Source organism: Pseudomonas sp. JC1203, from assembly GCF_056175065.1.
Genome location: NZ_JBWCAM010000002.1, coordinates 335,615 through 351,951, shown reverse-complemented (window position 1 = coordinate 351,951; position 16,337 = coordinate 335,615). Strand labels below are relative to the sequence as shown.

Genomic DNA, 16,337 nt, shown 5'->3' with positions numbered 1-16,337 from the left:
GGTTATGCATGAAGCTCAGTCCATTGGCGGGTAAGCCAGCTCCAGCCAGCGTGCTGGTCGATATTCCGCGACTGGTAACCGCCTACTACACGGTCCAGCCCGACGCCGCCGAATCCACCCAGCGCGTGGCGTTCGGTACGTCCGGCCACCGTGGCAGTTCCTTTGATGCAAGCTTCAACGAATGGCACGTGCTGGCCATCAGCCAGGCCATCTGCCTGTACCGCCAGGCCCAGGGTATCGATGGCCCGCTGTACCTGGGCGCCGACACCCACGCGCTGTCCACTCCGGCCGCCGCCAGCGCCCTGGAAGTGCTGGCCGCCAACGGCGTGCAGGTGATGATCTCGCAGAACGACGAGTACACCCCCACGCCTGCCGTGTCCCACGCCATCCTGTGCTACAACAAGGGCCGCACCCAAGGCCTGGCCGACGGTATCGTCATTACCCCGTCGCACAACCCGCCGCAAAGTGGTGGCTTCAAGTACAACCCGCCCAACGGCGGCCCGGCTGACAGCCACGTGACCAAGTGGATCGAGGCCAAGGCCAACGAACTGCTGGCCGACGGCCTCAAGGGCGTCAAGCGCATCAGCCACGAGCAGGCCCTGAAGGCCGGTACCACCCACCGTCACGACTACCTCAACACCTACGTGGCGGACCTGGGTAATGTCATCGACCTGGACGCCATTCGCAGCGCCGGCCTGCGCCTGGGCGTCGACCCGCTGGGCGGCGCCGGGGTCAACTACTGGTCGGCCATCGCCGAGCACTACAAGCTCAACCTCGACGTGGTCAACACCCACGTCGACCCCACGTTTCGCTTCATGTGCGTGGACTGGGACGGCCAGATCCGCATGGACCCGTCCTCGCCGTATGCCATGCAGGGCCTGATCGGGCTCAAGGACCGCTTCGACGTGGCCTTCGCCTGCGACCCGGACCACGACCGCCACGGCATCGTCACCCCGAACGGCGGCCTGCTGGCGCCGAACAACTACCTGGCGGTGGCCATCGACTACCTGTTCCAGAACCGTCCACAGTGGCGCGCCGATGCCGCCGTGGGCAAGACCGTGGTCAGCAGTGGCCTGATCGACCGCGTCACCGCGCGCCTGGGTCGCCGCCTGTACGAAGTGCCGGTAGGCTTCAAATACTTCGCCGACGGCCTGTTCGATGGTTCGCTGGGCTTCGGGGGTGAAGAGAGCGCTGGTGCCTCGTTCCTGCGTCGCGATGGCAGCGTCTGGGCCACCGACAAGGACGGCCTGATCCCGGCGCTGCTGGCCGCGGAAATCACCGCGCGCACCGGTCGCAACCCGGGCCTTGCGTACCAGGAACTGACCCGCGACCTGGGCGAACCATTCGCCACCCGCGTCGAAGCCAAGGCCAGCCCTGCGCAGAAAGCCGCGCTGGGCAAGCTGTCGCCTGCGCAGGTCAAGTCCACCGAGCTTGCCGGCGAGAAGATCGAGCAAATCCTCAGCCATGCGCCGGGCAACGACCAGGCCATCGGCGGCCTGAAAGTGATGACCGCCAACGGCTGGTTCGCCGCGCGGCCTTCGGGCACCGAGGACATCTACAAGATCTACGCCGAAAGCTTTGTCGACGAGGCGCACCTGCAGCGCCTGGTTGGCGAGGCGCAGGTGCTGGTAGACGCTGCCATCAGCTGATACGCCGCATTTGCCGCATAAAAAAAGGGCCTGCAATGCAGGCCCTTTTTCGTTTACGCCACGTCCACCAGGACGATTTCGGCGTCTTCCACTGCGGTTACCCGCAGCACACGCTCGTCTTCCACCGCCACGCCATCGCGGGCCACGGCGCGCACGCCGTTGACTTCGATCACGCCCGTGGCGGGTACCAGGTAGGCCTTGCGGCCTTCATCCACCACGTACTCGGCGGTCTCGCCGGCTTTCAGCGTCGCGGCCACCAGGCGGCCATCGGCACGGATGCGCAGGCTGACGTCGTCAGCGGCGCGGCCGCTGGCCAGGGTCACGAAGCCTTCGCCGCGTTCGCCTTTGGGGAACGGCCGGGCGCCCCAGGAAGGTGCTTCGCCGCGTTTATCCGGAATGATCCAGATCTGGAAGATACGGGTCGCGCCTTTTTCCAGGTTGTACTCGCTGTGGACGATGCCGCTGCCGGCGCTCATCACTTGCACGTCACCGGCTTCGGTGCGGCCTTTGTTGCCCAGGCTGTCCTGGTGGGTAATGGCACCTTCACGCACGTAAGTGATGATTTCCATGTCGCGGTGCGGGTGTTGCGGAAAACCGGTGCCGGGGGCGATCACGTCATCGTTCCACACCCGCAGGTTGCCCCAGTTCATGCGTTTGGGGTCATGGTATTCGGCAAACGAGAAATGGTGATGGGCGTCGAGCCATCCGTGGTTGGCGCCACCCAAGGACGCGAAAGGTCTGAGCTGGATCATGGTGCACTCCTTAAGTGGAAGATTTGAATCACGGAGCTAGTGTCCCTCTTTCATAGATCGAAAAAAAGCGTAAAAAATTCGCCAAACCAATCGATTTAATAGATGCATCCCCGTAGCAGCTGCCGACGGCTGCGTCCAGCCGCTATACGTCTCCGGCGTCTGGAACGCGGCCTGCGGCCGTTTGTAGGTTTGTGTGGTAAACGCTTGATTCATCAAGGTTTGGCTGGCAGTGTCTGAGGCTACAGAATCCATGCTGGTGCCCGCGTGTCCGAACTCCCCGCAGAACTTGTCCCTCCCGCCCAACTGCCCCTGCTCAAGCGCCTGGTGGCGCGCCTGCTGGGTCGCGGCCTCAGCCGCCTCAGCGCGCAGCACCGCGACTCCTGGTTCCACGGCCATGTGGCCGGCCAGCGCAGCGGCCACGGCGAAGGCCTGCGCGAAGGCTACGAGCGCGGGCGGGTAGAGGGCTTCGAGGAAGGCCAGCAAGTGCTGGTGATTCGCGACACGCGCCCGGACGAGCATGGCGTGCCGGGGGTGGATGACTACCTGTTCGATGCCTGGAAGCTGGGCCTGACCACAGAGCTGAAGAAGCGCATCAAGGCCGACGTTGCCGAGCGCCTGCCCGCTGCCGCGCAGCCCAGCGCTGCGCAATGGAAGCTGATCTTCAGCGACACCCCGTCCACCTGCGTGATCGCCGGTGCCGGGGCCGGCAAGTCGACCTCGCTTGTGCTGCGCATGCTGGTGCTGCACCACTACCTGGGCATGGAGCTGGATGCCCTGACCGTGGTGACCTTCACCCGCGAGTCGCGCAAGGACTTCATCAATAAAGTGCTGCAGGTGTTTGGCCTGTGGGGCTATCAGCTCACGGGCAAGCAGGTGCGCGAGGTGGTGCGCACCTTCCACTCGCGCATCCTGCCGCTGGTGCGCAGCCTGCCGGGCTTCGGCCAGCTGCGTGCGTTCGAGAACCTCAGCAACCAGGCGCCGCTGCCGGGTGCCGAGGAAGACGCCGACAGCAACCCCTTCGACCTGCGCCTCAACGACGCCCAGCGCCAGCAGATGAACCTGGCCTACCGCGACCTGATGCAGGGCAACGAGCGCTTCGCCGAGCTGATCGGCCAGCTGCGCCGCCAGGCCCTGCAGCTCAAGGAACTGGACCGCGACCACCCCGACGTGCAGAAACGCGTGGCGGTGACCGAGCTGTCGTCGCGCCGCGACGAAGAACTCTGCGACCTGGTCGAAGACCTGTGGTTCAACGCCGGCGCCTGGCCAATCAAGGGCATCGAGCCCAGCCGCGAGACCGTGGACATCAACGGCAGCCGCTTCCACTTCCACGGCTATATTCCCGAGATGGACGCCTGGGTGGTGCTGGGCTTCGACCCGTCCCAGGACCAGCAAATGAAGCGCCCCGGCGCCAAGCTGCCGGTGTGGGCGGAGTGGGTGATCAAGCGCACGCTGTTCCAGGCGTTCTGCCCGAAACCGGTGATCTGGCTGGAAAACTACGCCCAGGCGCGCCGCCTGCTGGGCTCGCTGGCCGCCGACGCGGTGGCGGGGCCTGGCTTCGACTATAAAGTAAAGGGCGAACTGGTGGCCGCGCCGCTGCTGGACTGCTTCGTTGGCGCCGCCGGCTTCATCGAGAACCTGGGGCTGGACGTGACGGCCGCGGTCAACCAGATGAGCTTCCCCAGCGATGACACCGACCGGCTGTTCTTCGAGGCCCTGAGCCTGTACTGGAAGGCGTTCGAGGCGCACCTGCTCAAGCAGTCACCGCCGGTGATGACCTACAACCGCATGTTCGCCCTGTTCGGCGAGAACAACCCGGAGAACCTGCGGCAGCTGGGCGACGAAATGCTGCGGCCACTGTCGCACCTGATGATCGACGAATTCCAGGACGTGTCGCCGCAGATCGTCTCATGGCTGCGCGCCACCTTGCGGGAGATCCGCAGCCGCGGGCCGCAACTGTCGGTGGGCCGCGTCGCCCAGCATTCGTCGCTGCTGTGCGTGGGCGATGACTGGCAGTCGATCTACGGTTGGCGCGGCAGCTCGCCCAAGTACTTCATGGAGTTTGCCAAGCAGTTCCCGTCACCGGCCACCACGCGCGTGATGCTCGCCGACAACTTCCGCAGCCACCAGCACATCATCGACGCCGCCGAGCACCTGGTGCGCAACGCCCCGGCCATCGCCGGCAAGAAGGCCCGCGCCGCCGGCCAGCAGCCCGAGACTTTGACGCCGGTGCGGGTGCTGGACCGCGACGACGAAACCATGGCCCTGACCGTGGCCGAGCACTACCAGCGTGGCGACTCGATTCTGCTGCTGTTCCGCAAGGGCAGCGACCGCGCGGCCGCGGCCGAGCACCTGCTGCCGCTGCTGCAACGCGATCAGGCAAGGCCTGTGGGCGAGCGGCAGATCAAGCAGCTGACCTACCACAGCGCCAAGGGCCTGCAGGCCGATGCGGTGTTTCTGCTGGGGGATTGCCAGCACGTCACCCGCTCGCCCTACAAGAACCAGGTGTACCGCGCGGCCGGGCTGGGCAAGGCGGGCGACGTGGAGGCCTATGACAAGGCCCAACAGGACGAAACCCTGCGCCTGGCCTACGTGGCTGTGACGCGGGCGGTGAGCCACTGTTATTGGTATGTGGAGCCGGCCGCCAAGGACAGCGCGGCGCTGCCTCGGGCTTCCGACAATGTGGCCGGCGACAAACCGTTCTTCGAAGACCTGCGCACTCCCACGTAGCAGCAACTCTCTTGTGGGAGCTGACTTGCCAGCGAGCTTTTATGGCCCAACAGCTCGCTGGCAAGCCAGCTCCCACAGGATGTAGCAGCTGCCGAAGGCTGCGTCCCGCGGCGGTCCTGCGTTGCTTCAGGACGCGGCCTGGCGGCCGCTGCTACAGGAGCGGGCATAAAAAAACCGATGCCATTGCATCGGTTTTTTTGTGGGGCAGGGGACCTTCAGCCAAACGCCGACAACGAATGCGGCGGCACGAACGCCTCCAGTTCCGCTTCCACTGCCTCGATGATGCGCTCTACATCGGCGGCGTTCATCACCGTAGCGCAGGGAATACCGGCAATGGCGATCAAGGTTTCGCCACTGGCCCGGTCGAACAGCCGCGCCACCATGCTGCTGGGCGCGTCCATGCTGCCTTCGAACCCCATGGGGTGGAAGTGCCAACGCATGACCTGGCAGGCGTTGGGAAAGGTCATCTTGTTCATAGTGCCACCTCTGCATCGTGCAGCCTGGCCGGTGCGCCGGAATTCTTCGAGCGGCGTGCTGTCCCCGACCCTTTCGAGCTGTAAAAGTAGCATTGCCGGGGCCACTACAGGGGAGTTTTTTAATTAAATATCATCCGCAAGTCGCGTTTTTTGATGCAGGTCATAAAATCGCCGACCGGTGGCAGTGGTATTAATGTGCCACGTACTTGAGCGCAAACGTTTCACCTGCGTTCAGTTAATGAAAGTTCGATTTATTTCCAATAAGCGCCTCATTTTTCTAAAGTTCTGCCGATAGCTCTGGCAAGCCACGCGACTTTACCGGCGCGCGTGCCTTTTTGCGTCATTAGATCGCAGGGATGCCGTGCCACTTTCTTCTCGAGAGCTATTCCCATGTCCCTACGAAACTTGAATATCGCACCCCGCGCCTTCCTCGGTTTTGCCTTTATCGCCGTGCTGGTGGTGGCCTTGGGCATTTTCGCCTCGAACCGCATGGGCATCATTCGCCAGGCTTCCATCGACATGCAGACGGTGCAACTGCCCAGCGTTAGTTACTTGGGCAACATGGTCGAGGGTGTTGTACGTTTGCGCGTCACGTCATTCCGCTTGTTGGTCAACCGCGAGCCGGAAATGATTGCTGACACCGACACCCGTATTGGCGTATTGGTGAATAAACTCAAAGAAGCCCAGCACAACTACGCGGTGCTGCCGGCTGGGCCGGAAGAACAGGCATTGTATCGGGAGTTCGAGAACTCCTTGAACACTTACCTGCAATTGCAAACCCGCCTGCAGGACCTGTCGCACCAGAATAAACTGGAAGACATGCGCACCCTGCTCAATACCGGCATCAAGGACGGTTCCGACAAGATGGGCGACCAGCTCAACCGCCTGGTGGCCATCAACCAGGCGGGCGCCAAGGCCGCCGGTGAAGAAGCGGCTGCGCAGTACAGCCTGGCCAACACCTGGGTGATCATCGTTTCGGTCATCGCTTGCCTGATGACGGTGCTGCTGGCCTGGCTGCTGACCCGCAGTATCGTCAACCCGCTGAACGTCGCGGTGAAGGCGGCGCAGACCATCGCCGACGGCAACCTCACCCAACCTATCCATATCGAAGGCAGCGACGAGCCGGCGCAGTTGCTCAAGGCGTTGAGCCAGATGCAGGGCAACCTGCGCCAGACCATCGAGCAGATCGCCGGCTCAGCCACGCAACTGGCGTCGGCCGCCGAAGAGCTGAGCGCAGTGACCGAGGAAGCCTCCAAGGGGCTGCTGGCGCAGAACCAGGAGATCGAGCAGGCGGCCACCGCAGTCAACGAAATGACCGCGGCGGTGGAAGAGGTGGCGCGCAACGCCGTGTCCACCTCCCAGGCCTCGCAGGAATCGAACCAGGTGGCGCTGCAAGGCCGCGACCGCGTGGGCGAGACCGTCGGCGCCATCCAGCACATGACCCAGGACGTGCAGCAGACCTCGGTACTCATCGAAGGCCTGGCGGCGCAGGGCCGTGACATCGGCCAGGTGCTGGACGTGATCCGCGCCATTGCCGAGCAGACCAACCTGCTGGCCCTGAACGCCGCCATCGAGGCTGCGCGTGCCGGTGAAGCGGGGCGCGGTTTTGCCGTGGTGGCCGATGAAGTGCGGGCACTGGCCCATCGCACCCAGCAGTCCACCCGCGAGATCGAACAGATGGTCAGCGGCATCCAGACCGGCACTGGCGAGGCCGTGCAGTCCATGCAGCAGAGCAGCCAGCGCAGCCAGTCGACCCTGGACATGGCCCGCCAGGCGGGCAGCGCGTTGCAGCAGATCACCGAATCGATCTCGCTGATCAACGAGCGCAACCTGGTGATCGCCAGCGCCTCGGAAGAACAGGCCCAGGTGGCCCGTGAAGTGGACCGCAACCTGGTGAATATCCGCGACCTGGCCAACCAGTCCGCCGCCGGCGCGCACCAGACCAGCGCTGCCAGCCATGAACTGTCGCGCCTTGCCGTGGGCCTGAGCGGCATGGTTGCGCGCTTCGTCATCTAACGCGGGATTTCACTGCGCCAGCGGTGGTGGTAGGGTCAGGGGCCGCAAGCCTGCATAAAGGAAATGTGCATGCGTTATTCCGCCCTGACCCAACGTATTGCCGGTGACGGCGCCGCCGCCTGGAACATCCACTACCGCGCCCTGCACCTGCTGGAACAGGGGCAGGACGTGATCCTGCTGTCGGTAGGCGACCCGGATTTCGACACGCCGGCGCCGGTGGTGGAGGCGGCGGTCGCCAGCCTGCGCGCCGGCCACACCCACTATTCCGAAGTGCGCGGCAACCTGGCGCTGCGCCAGGCCATTGCCCGCCACCATGGCCAGTGCAGCGGCCGCATCGTCGACGCCGACGAGGTGGTGGTGCTGCCCGGCGCCCAGTGCGCGGTGTTCAGCGTGGCCCAGTGCCTGCTGGAGGCCGGTGACGAGGTGCTGGTGGCCGAACCCATGTACGTCACCTATGAAGCCGTGTTCGGTGCCTGTGGCGCCCGGGTCATACCGGTGCCGCTGCGCCCCGAACACGGCTTCGCCCTGCAGGCGGCAGACCTGGCCGCGCGCATCGGCCCGCGCACCCGCGCGGTGCTGCTCAACAGCCCGCACAACCCCACGGGCGCCAGCCTGCCGCGTGCCACCTGGCAGGCGGTGGCGCAGCTGTGCATCGAGCACGACCTGTGGCTGATCAGCGACGAGGTGTACAGCGAGCTGCTGTACGACGGCGTGCACATAAGCCCGGCCAGCCTGCCAGGCATGGCCGAGCGTACCGCCACCATCAACAGCCTGTCGAAATCCCACGCCATGAGCGGTTGGCGGGTGGGCTGGGTGGTGGCGCCGCCGGAACTGGCCAGCCACCTCAGCCACCTGGCGCTGTGCATGCTGTACGGCCTGCCGGATTTCGTCCAGCACGCCGCCCAGGTGGCCATCGAGGCACCGCTGCCGGAACTGGCCGCCATGAAGGCTACCTACCGCGAGCGCCGCGACCGCGTGTGCGCGGCACTGGAAGGCTGCCCCGGAGTGCGGGCGGTAAAGCCTGACGGCGGCATGTTCGTGATGGTCGACATCCGCGAAACCGGCCTCAGTGCCCAGGCCTTCGCCGATCGCCTGCTCGACGATCACTTCGTCTCGGTGCTGGCCGGCGAGGCCTTCGGCCCCAGCGCCGCCGGCCATGTACGCCTGGGCCTGGTGCAGGACAGCGCCCGCCTGGAAGAAGCCTGCCGCCGCATCGCGCGTTGCGCGGTGCAGGTGCTGGAAGCGCGTTGACCAAACGGCCCCGTATCAGCAACTGCCTTGTGGGAGCTGGGGTGGCCGCGCGGGGGGGGGGGCCCCCATGAGGCGGGGGACCCCCCCCCCCCCCAAACCCCCCCGGGGCCTTGTGGTTGGTGGCTTGCCCGGGTGCTTTCGGCCCCCAAACGCTCGCTGGAAAGCCAGCTCCCACAAAAGCCAGCAGGGGCAGTCTCTGTAGCAGCTGCCGCAGGCTGCGTCCGGCCCCCTCGCCACCCCACAAGGAACCGCTGTCATGACGACCCCAACCCCTGAACACATGATCACCAGCAACAAACACGCCTGGGACGCCTCCGCCGACCTGCATCGCCAGGGCCCCGGTTGGCAGCGCCTGCTGGCCAGTTTCAAACACCCCGACTTTTCCTGCCTGGACGCCACGCTCACCCAGCGCCTGCTTGAGGTGGGCGTGCAGGGCAGGGACGTGATCCAACTGGGTTGCAACAATGGCCGCGAGACCCTGTCGCTGCTGGCCATGGGCGCACGGCGGGCCGTGGGTGTAGACCAATCGGTCGCATTCCTGCAACAGGCGCACGAGCTGGCCGAATGTTCGCCGCATGCTGCGGAGTTTGTCGAAGCCGACATCCACCACCTGCCGGCCAGCTTGCAAGGGGCTTTCGACGTCGCGCTGATCACCATCGGCGTGCTCAACTGGATGCCGGACCTGCCAACGTTCATGGCCTACGTCGCCAGCACCCTGAAACCAGGCGGGCAACTGGTGATCTACGAAACCCACCCATTCCTGGAGATGTTCGACCCGGCCGGCGCCGATCCTTTCACCCCCAGCGACTCGTATTTCCGCGAAGCGCCCGTGGTGCTGGAGGAGGCCATCGTCTATGAAGGCGATGCCCCGGCTGCAGCGGCCCCGTCCTATTGGCACATCCACACGCTGGGCGACCTCTTCACGGCGTTGATCGGCGCTGGGCTGCAGATCCGGCATTTCCAGGAGTACGCCCATTCCAACCGCGAGGAAGCCTATGCTCCGTACGAGCATCGCACCGCGCAGCTGCCGATGTGTTTCACCTGCGTAGCAGTGGGCTGACGGTTATTTGGCAGCTAGCTGGTTTTTGCCCATCAGCCACCCCAAGTCGACGACTGGCATGACAATTTCTTCAGCAGCGTTTGGTTCAAATGATAATGGCTGCTAATGTCATCTCAGCCCCGAAATGTGCGCCAGCATGTTCGAGGCCCATGTGATGAACACTGTGAAGCGGCGGTTAGCCGGCAAGCCGGGCGGGAGCTCCCTGGCGTGCCTGTTCACCGCGTGGTACTTCAGCGCTACCTGGGCGCGGTCGATGCAACAGCCAGGTCAGGGATGAGCCCACTCGTGCCATGCCATCAGAGCAGCCGTTACAGCACAACGAGCCGGGTTTCACTTGTCTGCCAATACGCCTCACCTGCCATAGAGGCTTGAGCTCAGGGATCGACCGACACTGCCTCAGCCGTAGGTGGGAGCACCCACTTCGATGCACTGTCCTGCACATGCCCGCTGGATGAATCTGCCTTGCCGCGCTGCCCCCGGGACGGCGCGCGACTGGGTGGGCGACTGGCGGCTTCTGACAACTTGGGTCAAAACAGAGTTGGGGAGATGGACATGCAATACACACATTTCAGTGATGAACAGATCAAGACGCTAACGCAAACGATTGATCAACAAGGTTATGCGGTGCTGCCCAACTGGGCAAGCCCAGAGGAACTCGCGGAAATCCAGGCGCTGGTAAAGCGTTCGGTCGAGGCTGCGGGCAACAGTTACGTGGCGCTGACAGGGCACCAGGCAGTGGCAGGCTCGACGCTGTATGACTGGGGGCGTTCACCGGTGATGCTCGACCTGTGCAAGCGCGTGGTCACCGAGGCCACCGGCCGCGCAGCCAATGACGATGGGCTGCACCAGGTGCTGCGCTGCCTGGTGGGCGACAGCGGCCGGCGCGAATCGATGATTTTCCACTACGACTCGTTCGTGCTCACCACCATCATGCCGGTGTGCCTGCCCGAAGGCGCCAAGGGCGACCTGCTGATGCTGCCCAGCAAGCGGCCATTGCGCGACACCTATGCCATGAACCTGCTGGACAAGTTGAAAATCGACAACCGCTGGAGCCAGCGCCATCTGATCAAGTCTTACCAGAAGGGCAGCAAGCGCTTTACCCAGGTCACCATGGAACCGGGCAACATGTACCTGTTCTGGGGCTATCGTTCACTTCACACCAATTTGCCGGCAGACCCCAACGGCATCCGCGCCACGGCAGTGTTCCATTACGACAACCTGCACGGCGCCAGTTCGTTGGTAGGGCGCATTCGTTCGTCCCTGGGCCATGTGCGGCCACGGCCGCGGGCGATGGTATGAGGCGGTAGGGGCGGTCAGGGTACCTGGCGTTCTTCCAGGCAGTCACTGCCGCCCATTTCGAATTCCCGGCAGATCAGCGGGCGTACCCGGTAGATGCTGCAGCTCATGGTGCGCCGGTCCAGGGCCGCGCACCAGCCGTCGTCCAGGCGCGCCATGGTCTGCGAGCCCCAGTCATCGGTCTCGATGAAGCGCTCGGGCACGCCGGTGTCGGTGATCAGCATCACTTCCAGGCGGCAGCACTTGGCGGCGCAGGTGTCGCACGTGGCAGTTGGGTCGAGGGCCGGCAGCGTCTGCAGCGGTATCAAGGGGCATCATCCTGGGGGGTGTGAACGCAGAGGGTACCGGGTCGCGGGCCATTCACAAAGCGCCGTGGATGACCGTGCTGTGAATCCCGACCAATTGCTGGCCGTTGTCGGCCTCTTGTCGGGTTTTGCCGGGGGATCGCACTTTTTGCCGATTTTGCCCTCTATACCTGCCACTGCCGTTGCCAGGACACCCCAGCCAGCCCAATGATTTCGACGTTTCCCGCGTTGCCGCGCCTGCTGGCGCTGCTGGCCTGCCTGCTTGCCGTGCAAGGCTGCAGCCGCCAGACCGGCCAGGACATTGCCACCCAGATCGGCAACGGCAAGCCCGACGAATTTTTCCAGACCAGCGTCGACCGCATGGCCACCCTGGCCATGCACGACAACCTGCAGAGCCTGTACCTGCTGATGAGCAAGCTGTACCTGCGCAACCCGGCGCAGTGGAAGCGTTCCGGCTTCCTCGATGCCGCCACCGCCGAACAGCAGGTGCGCCAGGCCATCGAGCACCAGCAGCCGTTGCCGCAACTGGGTGGCCGCAAGGACCTGGCCGCGTTGAGCTACGCCATGAGCCCGGAGTTCCTGGGCGACCGCGTGGGTGCCTTCATCTACGCCATCGGCAGCATGCTGGTGACCGCCCACGGCAACCGCCTGACGTTCTACATGACCGACAGCCTCAACCCGACGTTCATCAACAACGCCGCGCGCAACATCGAAAAGGCCACCTGGCTGCTCAGCCAGCGCCAGGACGCCCAGGGTGAGCCTTTGCTGTTCTCCAATGCGATATCCGAGGAGGGCAGCAACCTGAGCTTCGCCACCGAGTTCGGCAAGATCGTTGCCCGCCTGGACCTGGTGACGCAGATGCTGGATGAGCGATATAGACGGATAGGTCTTAATTACGCGCAGAGCCTGTTGTTCCTGAATTTCCTGCCGGTGCAGTAGCCCACCGGGCGGATGGAGATTCTACAACTCTGTGACGGTGACGGTCCCTACGACCCGGCCGGCGTTAGTCAGATGAATTGTCTCGTCGAGCTCGACATAGGCGGGACGTGTCAGCTGCAGCGTAACGCCAGGCAAGGTTTCGCCAGGCAAGATCGGCCCCGTTCCTGCAGGAAACACAAGTCGAGCCGTTACGGAATTGCCGTGCAAAGTGCATTGCGGGGTAAAGCCGTTCGTCAGGGGCAGCGCAGAGGTGTTGGAAACCGATCCCTGGAAGGTGGTTCGCAACACCTCGGCGCCGGGCGACGTAATATAGAATGCGTTTTCGATGTCTTGCCGCGGCAGATCCTTGAACCCAAGTAAGACGCTTTGAGAACGCTCGCATTTAGGTACTGGCCATAGCCTAGGCACTTGCAAGACGCTGATGCCGGTACACTGCGCATGAGTTGGCTGGGCCCCGTTGAGGACCTCGACCGTATCGCCGAAGGCCAGGCCGCCCGCCAGCACCTGACAGTCGGCGAATGTACCGAGCGAAGATTCGTTGAACGTTTGGTTTACATAGGCCACGAAAGGTGATGCGAGATTTACGGTCATTAGCTGGTCGTCCCATATGGTTTGGGCTTGAATGCCCGAGAGGGCCATCTTCAGCCAAAACCGATTGGCCGTAACCTGATAGAAATGCCAGTTGCGCGCCCCAATGGAGGCGAATGGCGGCTCGACAAAGTGCCCAAGCCGATGAGATTGACCCCATCGGCAGCACCCCAGCCACCTCAAGCGCCATTGATGACTTGCGCGAACTGCCGCGCGAACTGCGTTTGCGACACGCCCAGCACGATGTCGACCTTGCGCGAGCCAGTGGTTTCAACCCGCAGCTGCCCGCAGTGGTTGTCATGTTCGTGCTCGCCCAGTTCCACCGCCAGGAACTGGCTGTCGACCTTGTTGGCCGGCACGCCACCGGTCATCAGCAGAGTGGCCAGCGGGTCGAAGATCGGCACCGGCAGGTTGCCCTCGGCGTTTTCGTGGGTCTTCTTGTCGAACACCCCGCGCACCAGGTTGGCGACCGGGTCGGTGGCGGTGATTTTCGCTTCATAGCTGGCGTCGAGGATCACCTGGTTGCAGGCATCCAGCGGCACCAGGGTCAGCGGCAGGTCGGACTTGAGAATACGCTCGGTGGCCAACGGGTCGACGAACACGTTCCACTCTGCGTAGGTGTTGCTGCTGTAGCGGCTGCCCTGGTCCCAGCTGGGCAGGGCGCCATTCAAGGCGGCGACGTTGCCGTCCACGTACACGGCGCCGGCCATGGCGTAGATGCGTTCTATTTTTGCCAGGTCGCTGGCGGCGGGCTTGAGCTCCAGCAGCTTGGCGAAATTGGTGAAACCGCCCAGGGACAGGATGGTGACCTTGCCCGTGGCGGTCTTCAGCGTGTCATGCAGGAACTCCCAGGCCGGCTTGGGCGAAAGGGTCGGCAGCTCCTTGGGGTTCAGGGTGCCCAGCAGCCCCATGATGTCGTTCATGTCGTTCTTGAACAGCTGCGGGAACACGTTGTTCAGTGCCAGCGGCACGTCGGTGCCCCGGGCCACCGGCACGTGGCTGTGGTTGCCGATACCCAGCAGGTGCTGGGCAATGATAGTGCCCCAGCCCAGGTCGGTTTCGCCGCAGCCGGTGACCGTGAGGCCGATGATCTCGATGCCGGGGTCTTTCATCAGGTAGGCGATCGACAGCACGTCGTCCCAGCCCATGTCCGAATCGATGATGACTTTTTTCATGCTGTTCTTCCTTGATGGTGGGGGGCAGGTTTTCCAGTGTATACCCATACCACCCCCACGGCGGAGGCTGCGGTTACAGCGCCCGCAGCTTCGCGCGTTCATGCGCAAGGTCCGCGGCGCTCAGCGGCACGTAGCCTTCGGCGCTGGCCGTTTGCGCGCGCACCAGGGCCTGGCCTTCGTCACTCAGGGCCATTTGCAGGTAGGCCTTGATGAACGGCGCCGGGGCGTTGCCGACGAACAGGTGCAGGTAGGATGACAGCGGGTACGCCCCTGCCGCCACGTCCGCCAGCGCCGGGCCATGGGCTGCTTCGCCGGCCTTGGCCGCCAGCGGCATGATGCGCAGGCCGGGGGCGAGTTTGGCGCCGTTGGCCCAACCGGTCAGGCCGATACCGTGGCTGTCCGTGGCCACTGCCCTGAGCACCGCAGCGACGCTGTCCAGCGCCTCGTAATGGGGGCTGAAAGGCCGCCCGCCGAAGCGGTCCATGCGCTGGTTGGTGGCGAAGCCGCCGTCGTCACGCAGCCCGTACACGTGGATGCGCCGCAGCGCCCAATCGCCGGTCAGGCCCAGCTGCCCCCAGGTGTTGATGTCGCCACCGGGCTGGCCGGCGGTGGCCAGCTGCGCCAGTTGCTGCAGGGTCAGCTGCTTGAGCGGGTTGTCGGGGTGCACGTACACCGCCGGCGGAGTCTTGCCGTTGGTGCGCGGGCCATGGCCCGAATAGCCGATGCGAATGTCCAACGGCGCCTGGCCAAACACCTGTTCATAGCCGTGCAGGTCGCCCAGCCACGGCTCGCGGGACAGCGGCGCAATGGCGGTGGCGCCAGCCGTCAGCGCGGGCAGGCCCACCGAGGAGCCCTTGGCGGTGACGGCGAAACGAAAGCCGGGGTGCTGGCGAATGAACAGCGCGTTCAACTGCTCGATCAGCGGCTGCATGCCGTCGTTACCGATAATGGCGATGGCGCCGTCGGTGGTCAGGTAGCTGGCGCTGGCGGGCGGTTGCAGGGTGTCGGCCTGGGCCCAGCCCAGGTGCAGGCCCAGGCCCAGGCAGGCCGCGCGTTTCAGTAGGGCGATCATAGCGGGGCAACCTCGTCGAGTTTGGCCAGTTCGGCCTGGGCTTGGGCGGCGCTCAAGGGGAAGTAGCCCTTGGGCTGGTCGGCGATGATCTGCTGGCCCTGGCGCGATAGCACGAAGCGCAGGTACTCGCGCACCACCGGGTCCAACGCCTTGCCGGGCTCGCGGCGCAGGTACAGGTACAGGAAGCGGCCGTACGGGTAGCGGCCGTCGCGCACCTGGGCCTCGGTGCCGGTGGTCAACTGGCCTGCGGCGTCGCGAATCGGCAGCGCCTTGATTTGCGCGTTGTCCAGGCCAATGGCAGCCACTGCCAGGCCGGCCGGGTCAGCGGCCAGGCGGGCGAGGATGGCTTCGGTGTTGCCGTAGGCTTCATAGCTGGGCGCAAGCGCGCGGCCCTGCAGGTGGTTGCTCTGCATGTAGGTGCCGAAACCGGTGAACTCCGGGGTGCCGTAGGGGTGGATGCGCCGTTCGCGCCACTCGCCCTTGAGCCCCAGTTGCCCCCACGTGGACAGGTCGCCCGCAGGGTTGCCGATGCTCAGGGCGCGGTCGACGTCACCGGCGCTGACCTGGGCCAGGGGGTTGGCGCGGTTGACGTACACCGCCAGCGAGGTGGCCAGGTGCTGCGCGGTGTCGTTGGCAGCCAGGGCGATACGGATCTCCAGCGGCGCGGTGCCGACGATCTTGCGGTACGCCTTGATCTCCAGCGGGTTGATTTCCCGGCCCATGGCGCCGAACAGGGTGACGCCATGGGTCAGCAGCGGCACGGCGCTGGTGGTGCCCTTGGACTCGTCCTGGAAGCGCCAGCCGGGGTGCTGCTGCACCAGGGCTGCGTTGAAGCGTTCGACGATATAGCGCACGTGCTCGGCGCCGCCGATGCGGATGGCACCGTCGGCGGCCAGGTAAGAGGCGTGGGCGGGCGGTTGCACCGGCTGGGCGGTATAGGGCGGCAGTTGCGGGTCGACGGCGGCGTGGGCGGGCAGCGCCAGCCACGCGGCGCTGGCGAGGGCCAGCGCGCGGGTGATCAGGTTCATGGT

At 64.8% G+C, this 16,337-nt stretch carries 14 protein-coding genes; 7 read left to right on the top strand and 7 right to left on the bottom strand.

Annotated elements, in window-relative coordinates; all coding sequences use genetic code 11:
• Window positions 1-8 precede the first annotated feature (8 nt).
• Window positions 9-1,649, top strand: coding sequence for a phosphoglucomutase (alpha-D-glucose-1,6-bisphosphate-dependent) (pgm, locus tag AC0SZ7_RS04755; protein WP_475503272.1), 1,641 nt, complete (start codon window positions 9-11; stop codon window positions 1,647-1,649).
• Window positions 1,650-1,702: 53 nt separating this feature from the next.
• On the opposite strand, the gene AC0SZ7_RS04750 is transcribed toward pgm, so the two are convergent.
• Complete coding sequence (locus AC0SZ7_RS04750; RefSeq protein ID WP_475503271.1) at window positions 1,703-2,401, bottom strand: pirin family protein; 699 nt, start codon at window positions 2,399-2,401, stop codon at window positions 1,703-1,705.
• A gap of 264 nt (window positions 2,402-2,665) precedes the next feature.
• Here AC0SZ7_RS04750 and AC0SZ7_RS04745 point away from each other — a divergent pair, with 264 nt between their 5' ends.
• Window positions 2,666-5,128 carry a UvrD-helicase domain-containing protein gene (locus AC0SZ7_RS04745; RefSeq protein ID WP_475503270.1) on the top strand — a complete coding sequence of 821 codons (2,463 nt, stop codon included), beginning with the start codon at window positions 2,666-2,668 and terminating at the stop codon, window positions 5,126-5,128.
• Window positions 5,129-5,343: 215 nt separating this feature from the next.
• Here the strand turns inward: AC0SZ7_RS04745 and AC0SZ7_RS04740 are convergent, their stop codons facing one another.
• A complete protein-coding gene (locus AC0SZ7_RS04740) occupies window positions 5,344-5,604 on the bottom strand; it encodes a DUF1652 domain-containing protein (RefSeq protein WP_455921109.1) in 261 nt (86 codons plus the stop codon).
• A 390-nt stretch (window positions 5,605-5,994) separates the two neighbouring features.
• On the opposite strand from AC0SZ7_RS04740, the gene AC0SZ7_RS04735 reads away from it, so the two are divergent.
• From AC0SZ7_RS04735 to AC0SZ7_RS04720, 4 genes are all read left to right on the top strand, one after another.
• Window positions 5,995-7,620 (top strand): methyl-accepting chemotaxis protein, encoded by a 1,626-nt coding sequence (locus AC0SZ7_RS04735; RefSeq protein ID WP_475503269.1) that lies wholly within the window; start codon window positions 5,995-5,997, stop codon window positions 7,618-7,620.
• A 69-nt stretch (window positions 7,621-7,689) separates the two neighbouring features.
• Window positions 7,690-8,871, top strand: a complete 1,182-nt coding sequence (locus AC0SZ7_RS04730) for a pyridoxal phosphate-dependent aminotransferase (RefSeq protein WP_475503268.1) — start codon at window positions 7,690-7,692, stop codon at window positions 8,869-8,871.
• 256 nt (window positions 8,872-9,127) lie between these two features.
• Window positions 9,128-9,931: a class I SAM-dependent methyltransferase gene (locus tag AC0SZ7_RS04725; RefSeq protein ID WP_475503267.1), complete on the top strand. Its 804-nt coding sequence runs from the start codon at window positions 9,128-9,130 to the stop codon at window positions 9,929-9,931.
• 552 nt (window positions 9,932-10,483) lie between these two features.
• On the top strand, window positions 10,484-11,230 hold the full coding sequence (locus tag AC0SZ7_RS04720; RefSeq protein ID WP_475503266.1) for a hypothetical protein: 747 nt from the start codon (window positions 10,484-10,486) through the stop codon (window positions 11,228-11,230).
• 14 nt (window positions 11,231-11,244) lie between these two features.
• Here the strand turns inward: AC0SZ7_RS04720 and AC0SZ7_RS04715 are convergent, their stop codons facing one another.
• The gene (locus AC0SZ7_RS04715; protein ID WP_475503391.1) at window positions 11,245-11,526 is read right to left on the bottom strand and encodes a YkgJ family cysteine cluster protein; all 282 of its coding nucleotides are present in this window, start codon (window positions 11,524-11,526) and stop codon (window positions 11,245-11,247) included.
• Window positions 11,527-11,739: 213 nt separating this feature from the next.
• On the opposite strand from AC0SZ7_RS04715, the gene AC0SZ7_RS04710 reads away from it, so the two are divergent.
• A complete protein-coding gene (locus AC0SZ7_RS04710) occupies window positions 11,740-12,471 on the top strand; it encodes a hypothetical protein (RefSeq protein ID WP_475503265.1) in 732 nt (243 codons plus the stop codon).
• A 21-nt stretch (window positions 12,472-12,492) separates the two neighbouring features.
• Here the strand turns inward: AC0SZ7_RS04710 and AC0SZ7_RS04705 are convergent, their stop codons facing one another.
• The 4 genes from AC0SZ7_RS04705 to AC0SZ7_RS04690 form a co-directional block, all read right to left on the bottom strand.
• On the bottom strand, window positions 12,493-13,062 hold the full coding sequence (locus AC0SZ7_RS04705; protein ID WP_475503264.1) for a hypothetical protein: 570 nt from the start codon (window positions 13,060-13,062) through the stop codon (window positions 12,493-12,495).
• A gap of 176 nt (window positions 13,063-13,238) precedes the next feature.
• Window positions 13,239-14,234, bottom strand: a complete 996-nt coding sequence (locus tag AC0SZ7_RS04700; protein ID WP_475503263.1) for a nucleoside hydrolase — start codon at window positions 14,232-14,234, stop codon at window positions 13,239-13,241.
• Between the two features lie 73 nt (window positions 14,235-14,307).
• Window positions 14,308-15,306, bottom strand: a complete 999-nt coding sequence (locus tag AC0SZ7_RS04695; protein ID WP_475503262.1) for a PstS family phosphate ABC transporter substrate-binding protein — start codon at window positions 15,304-15,306, stop codon at window positions 14,308-14,310.
• A complete protein-coding gene (locus AC0SZ7_RS04690; protein WP_475503261.1) occupies window positions 15,303-16,334 on the bottom strand; it encodes a PstS family phosphate ABC transporter substrate-binding protein in 1,032 nt (343 codons plus the stop codon). The genes AC0SZ7_RS04695 and AC0SZ7_RS04690 overlap by 4 nt, the downstream gene beginning before the upstream one ends.
• Between the last annotated feature and the right edge of the window lie 3 nt (window positions 16,335-16,337).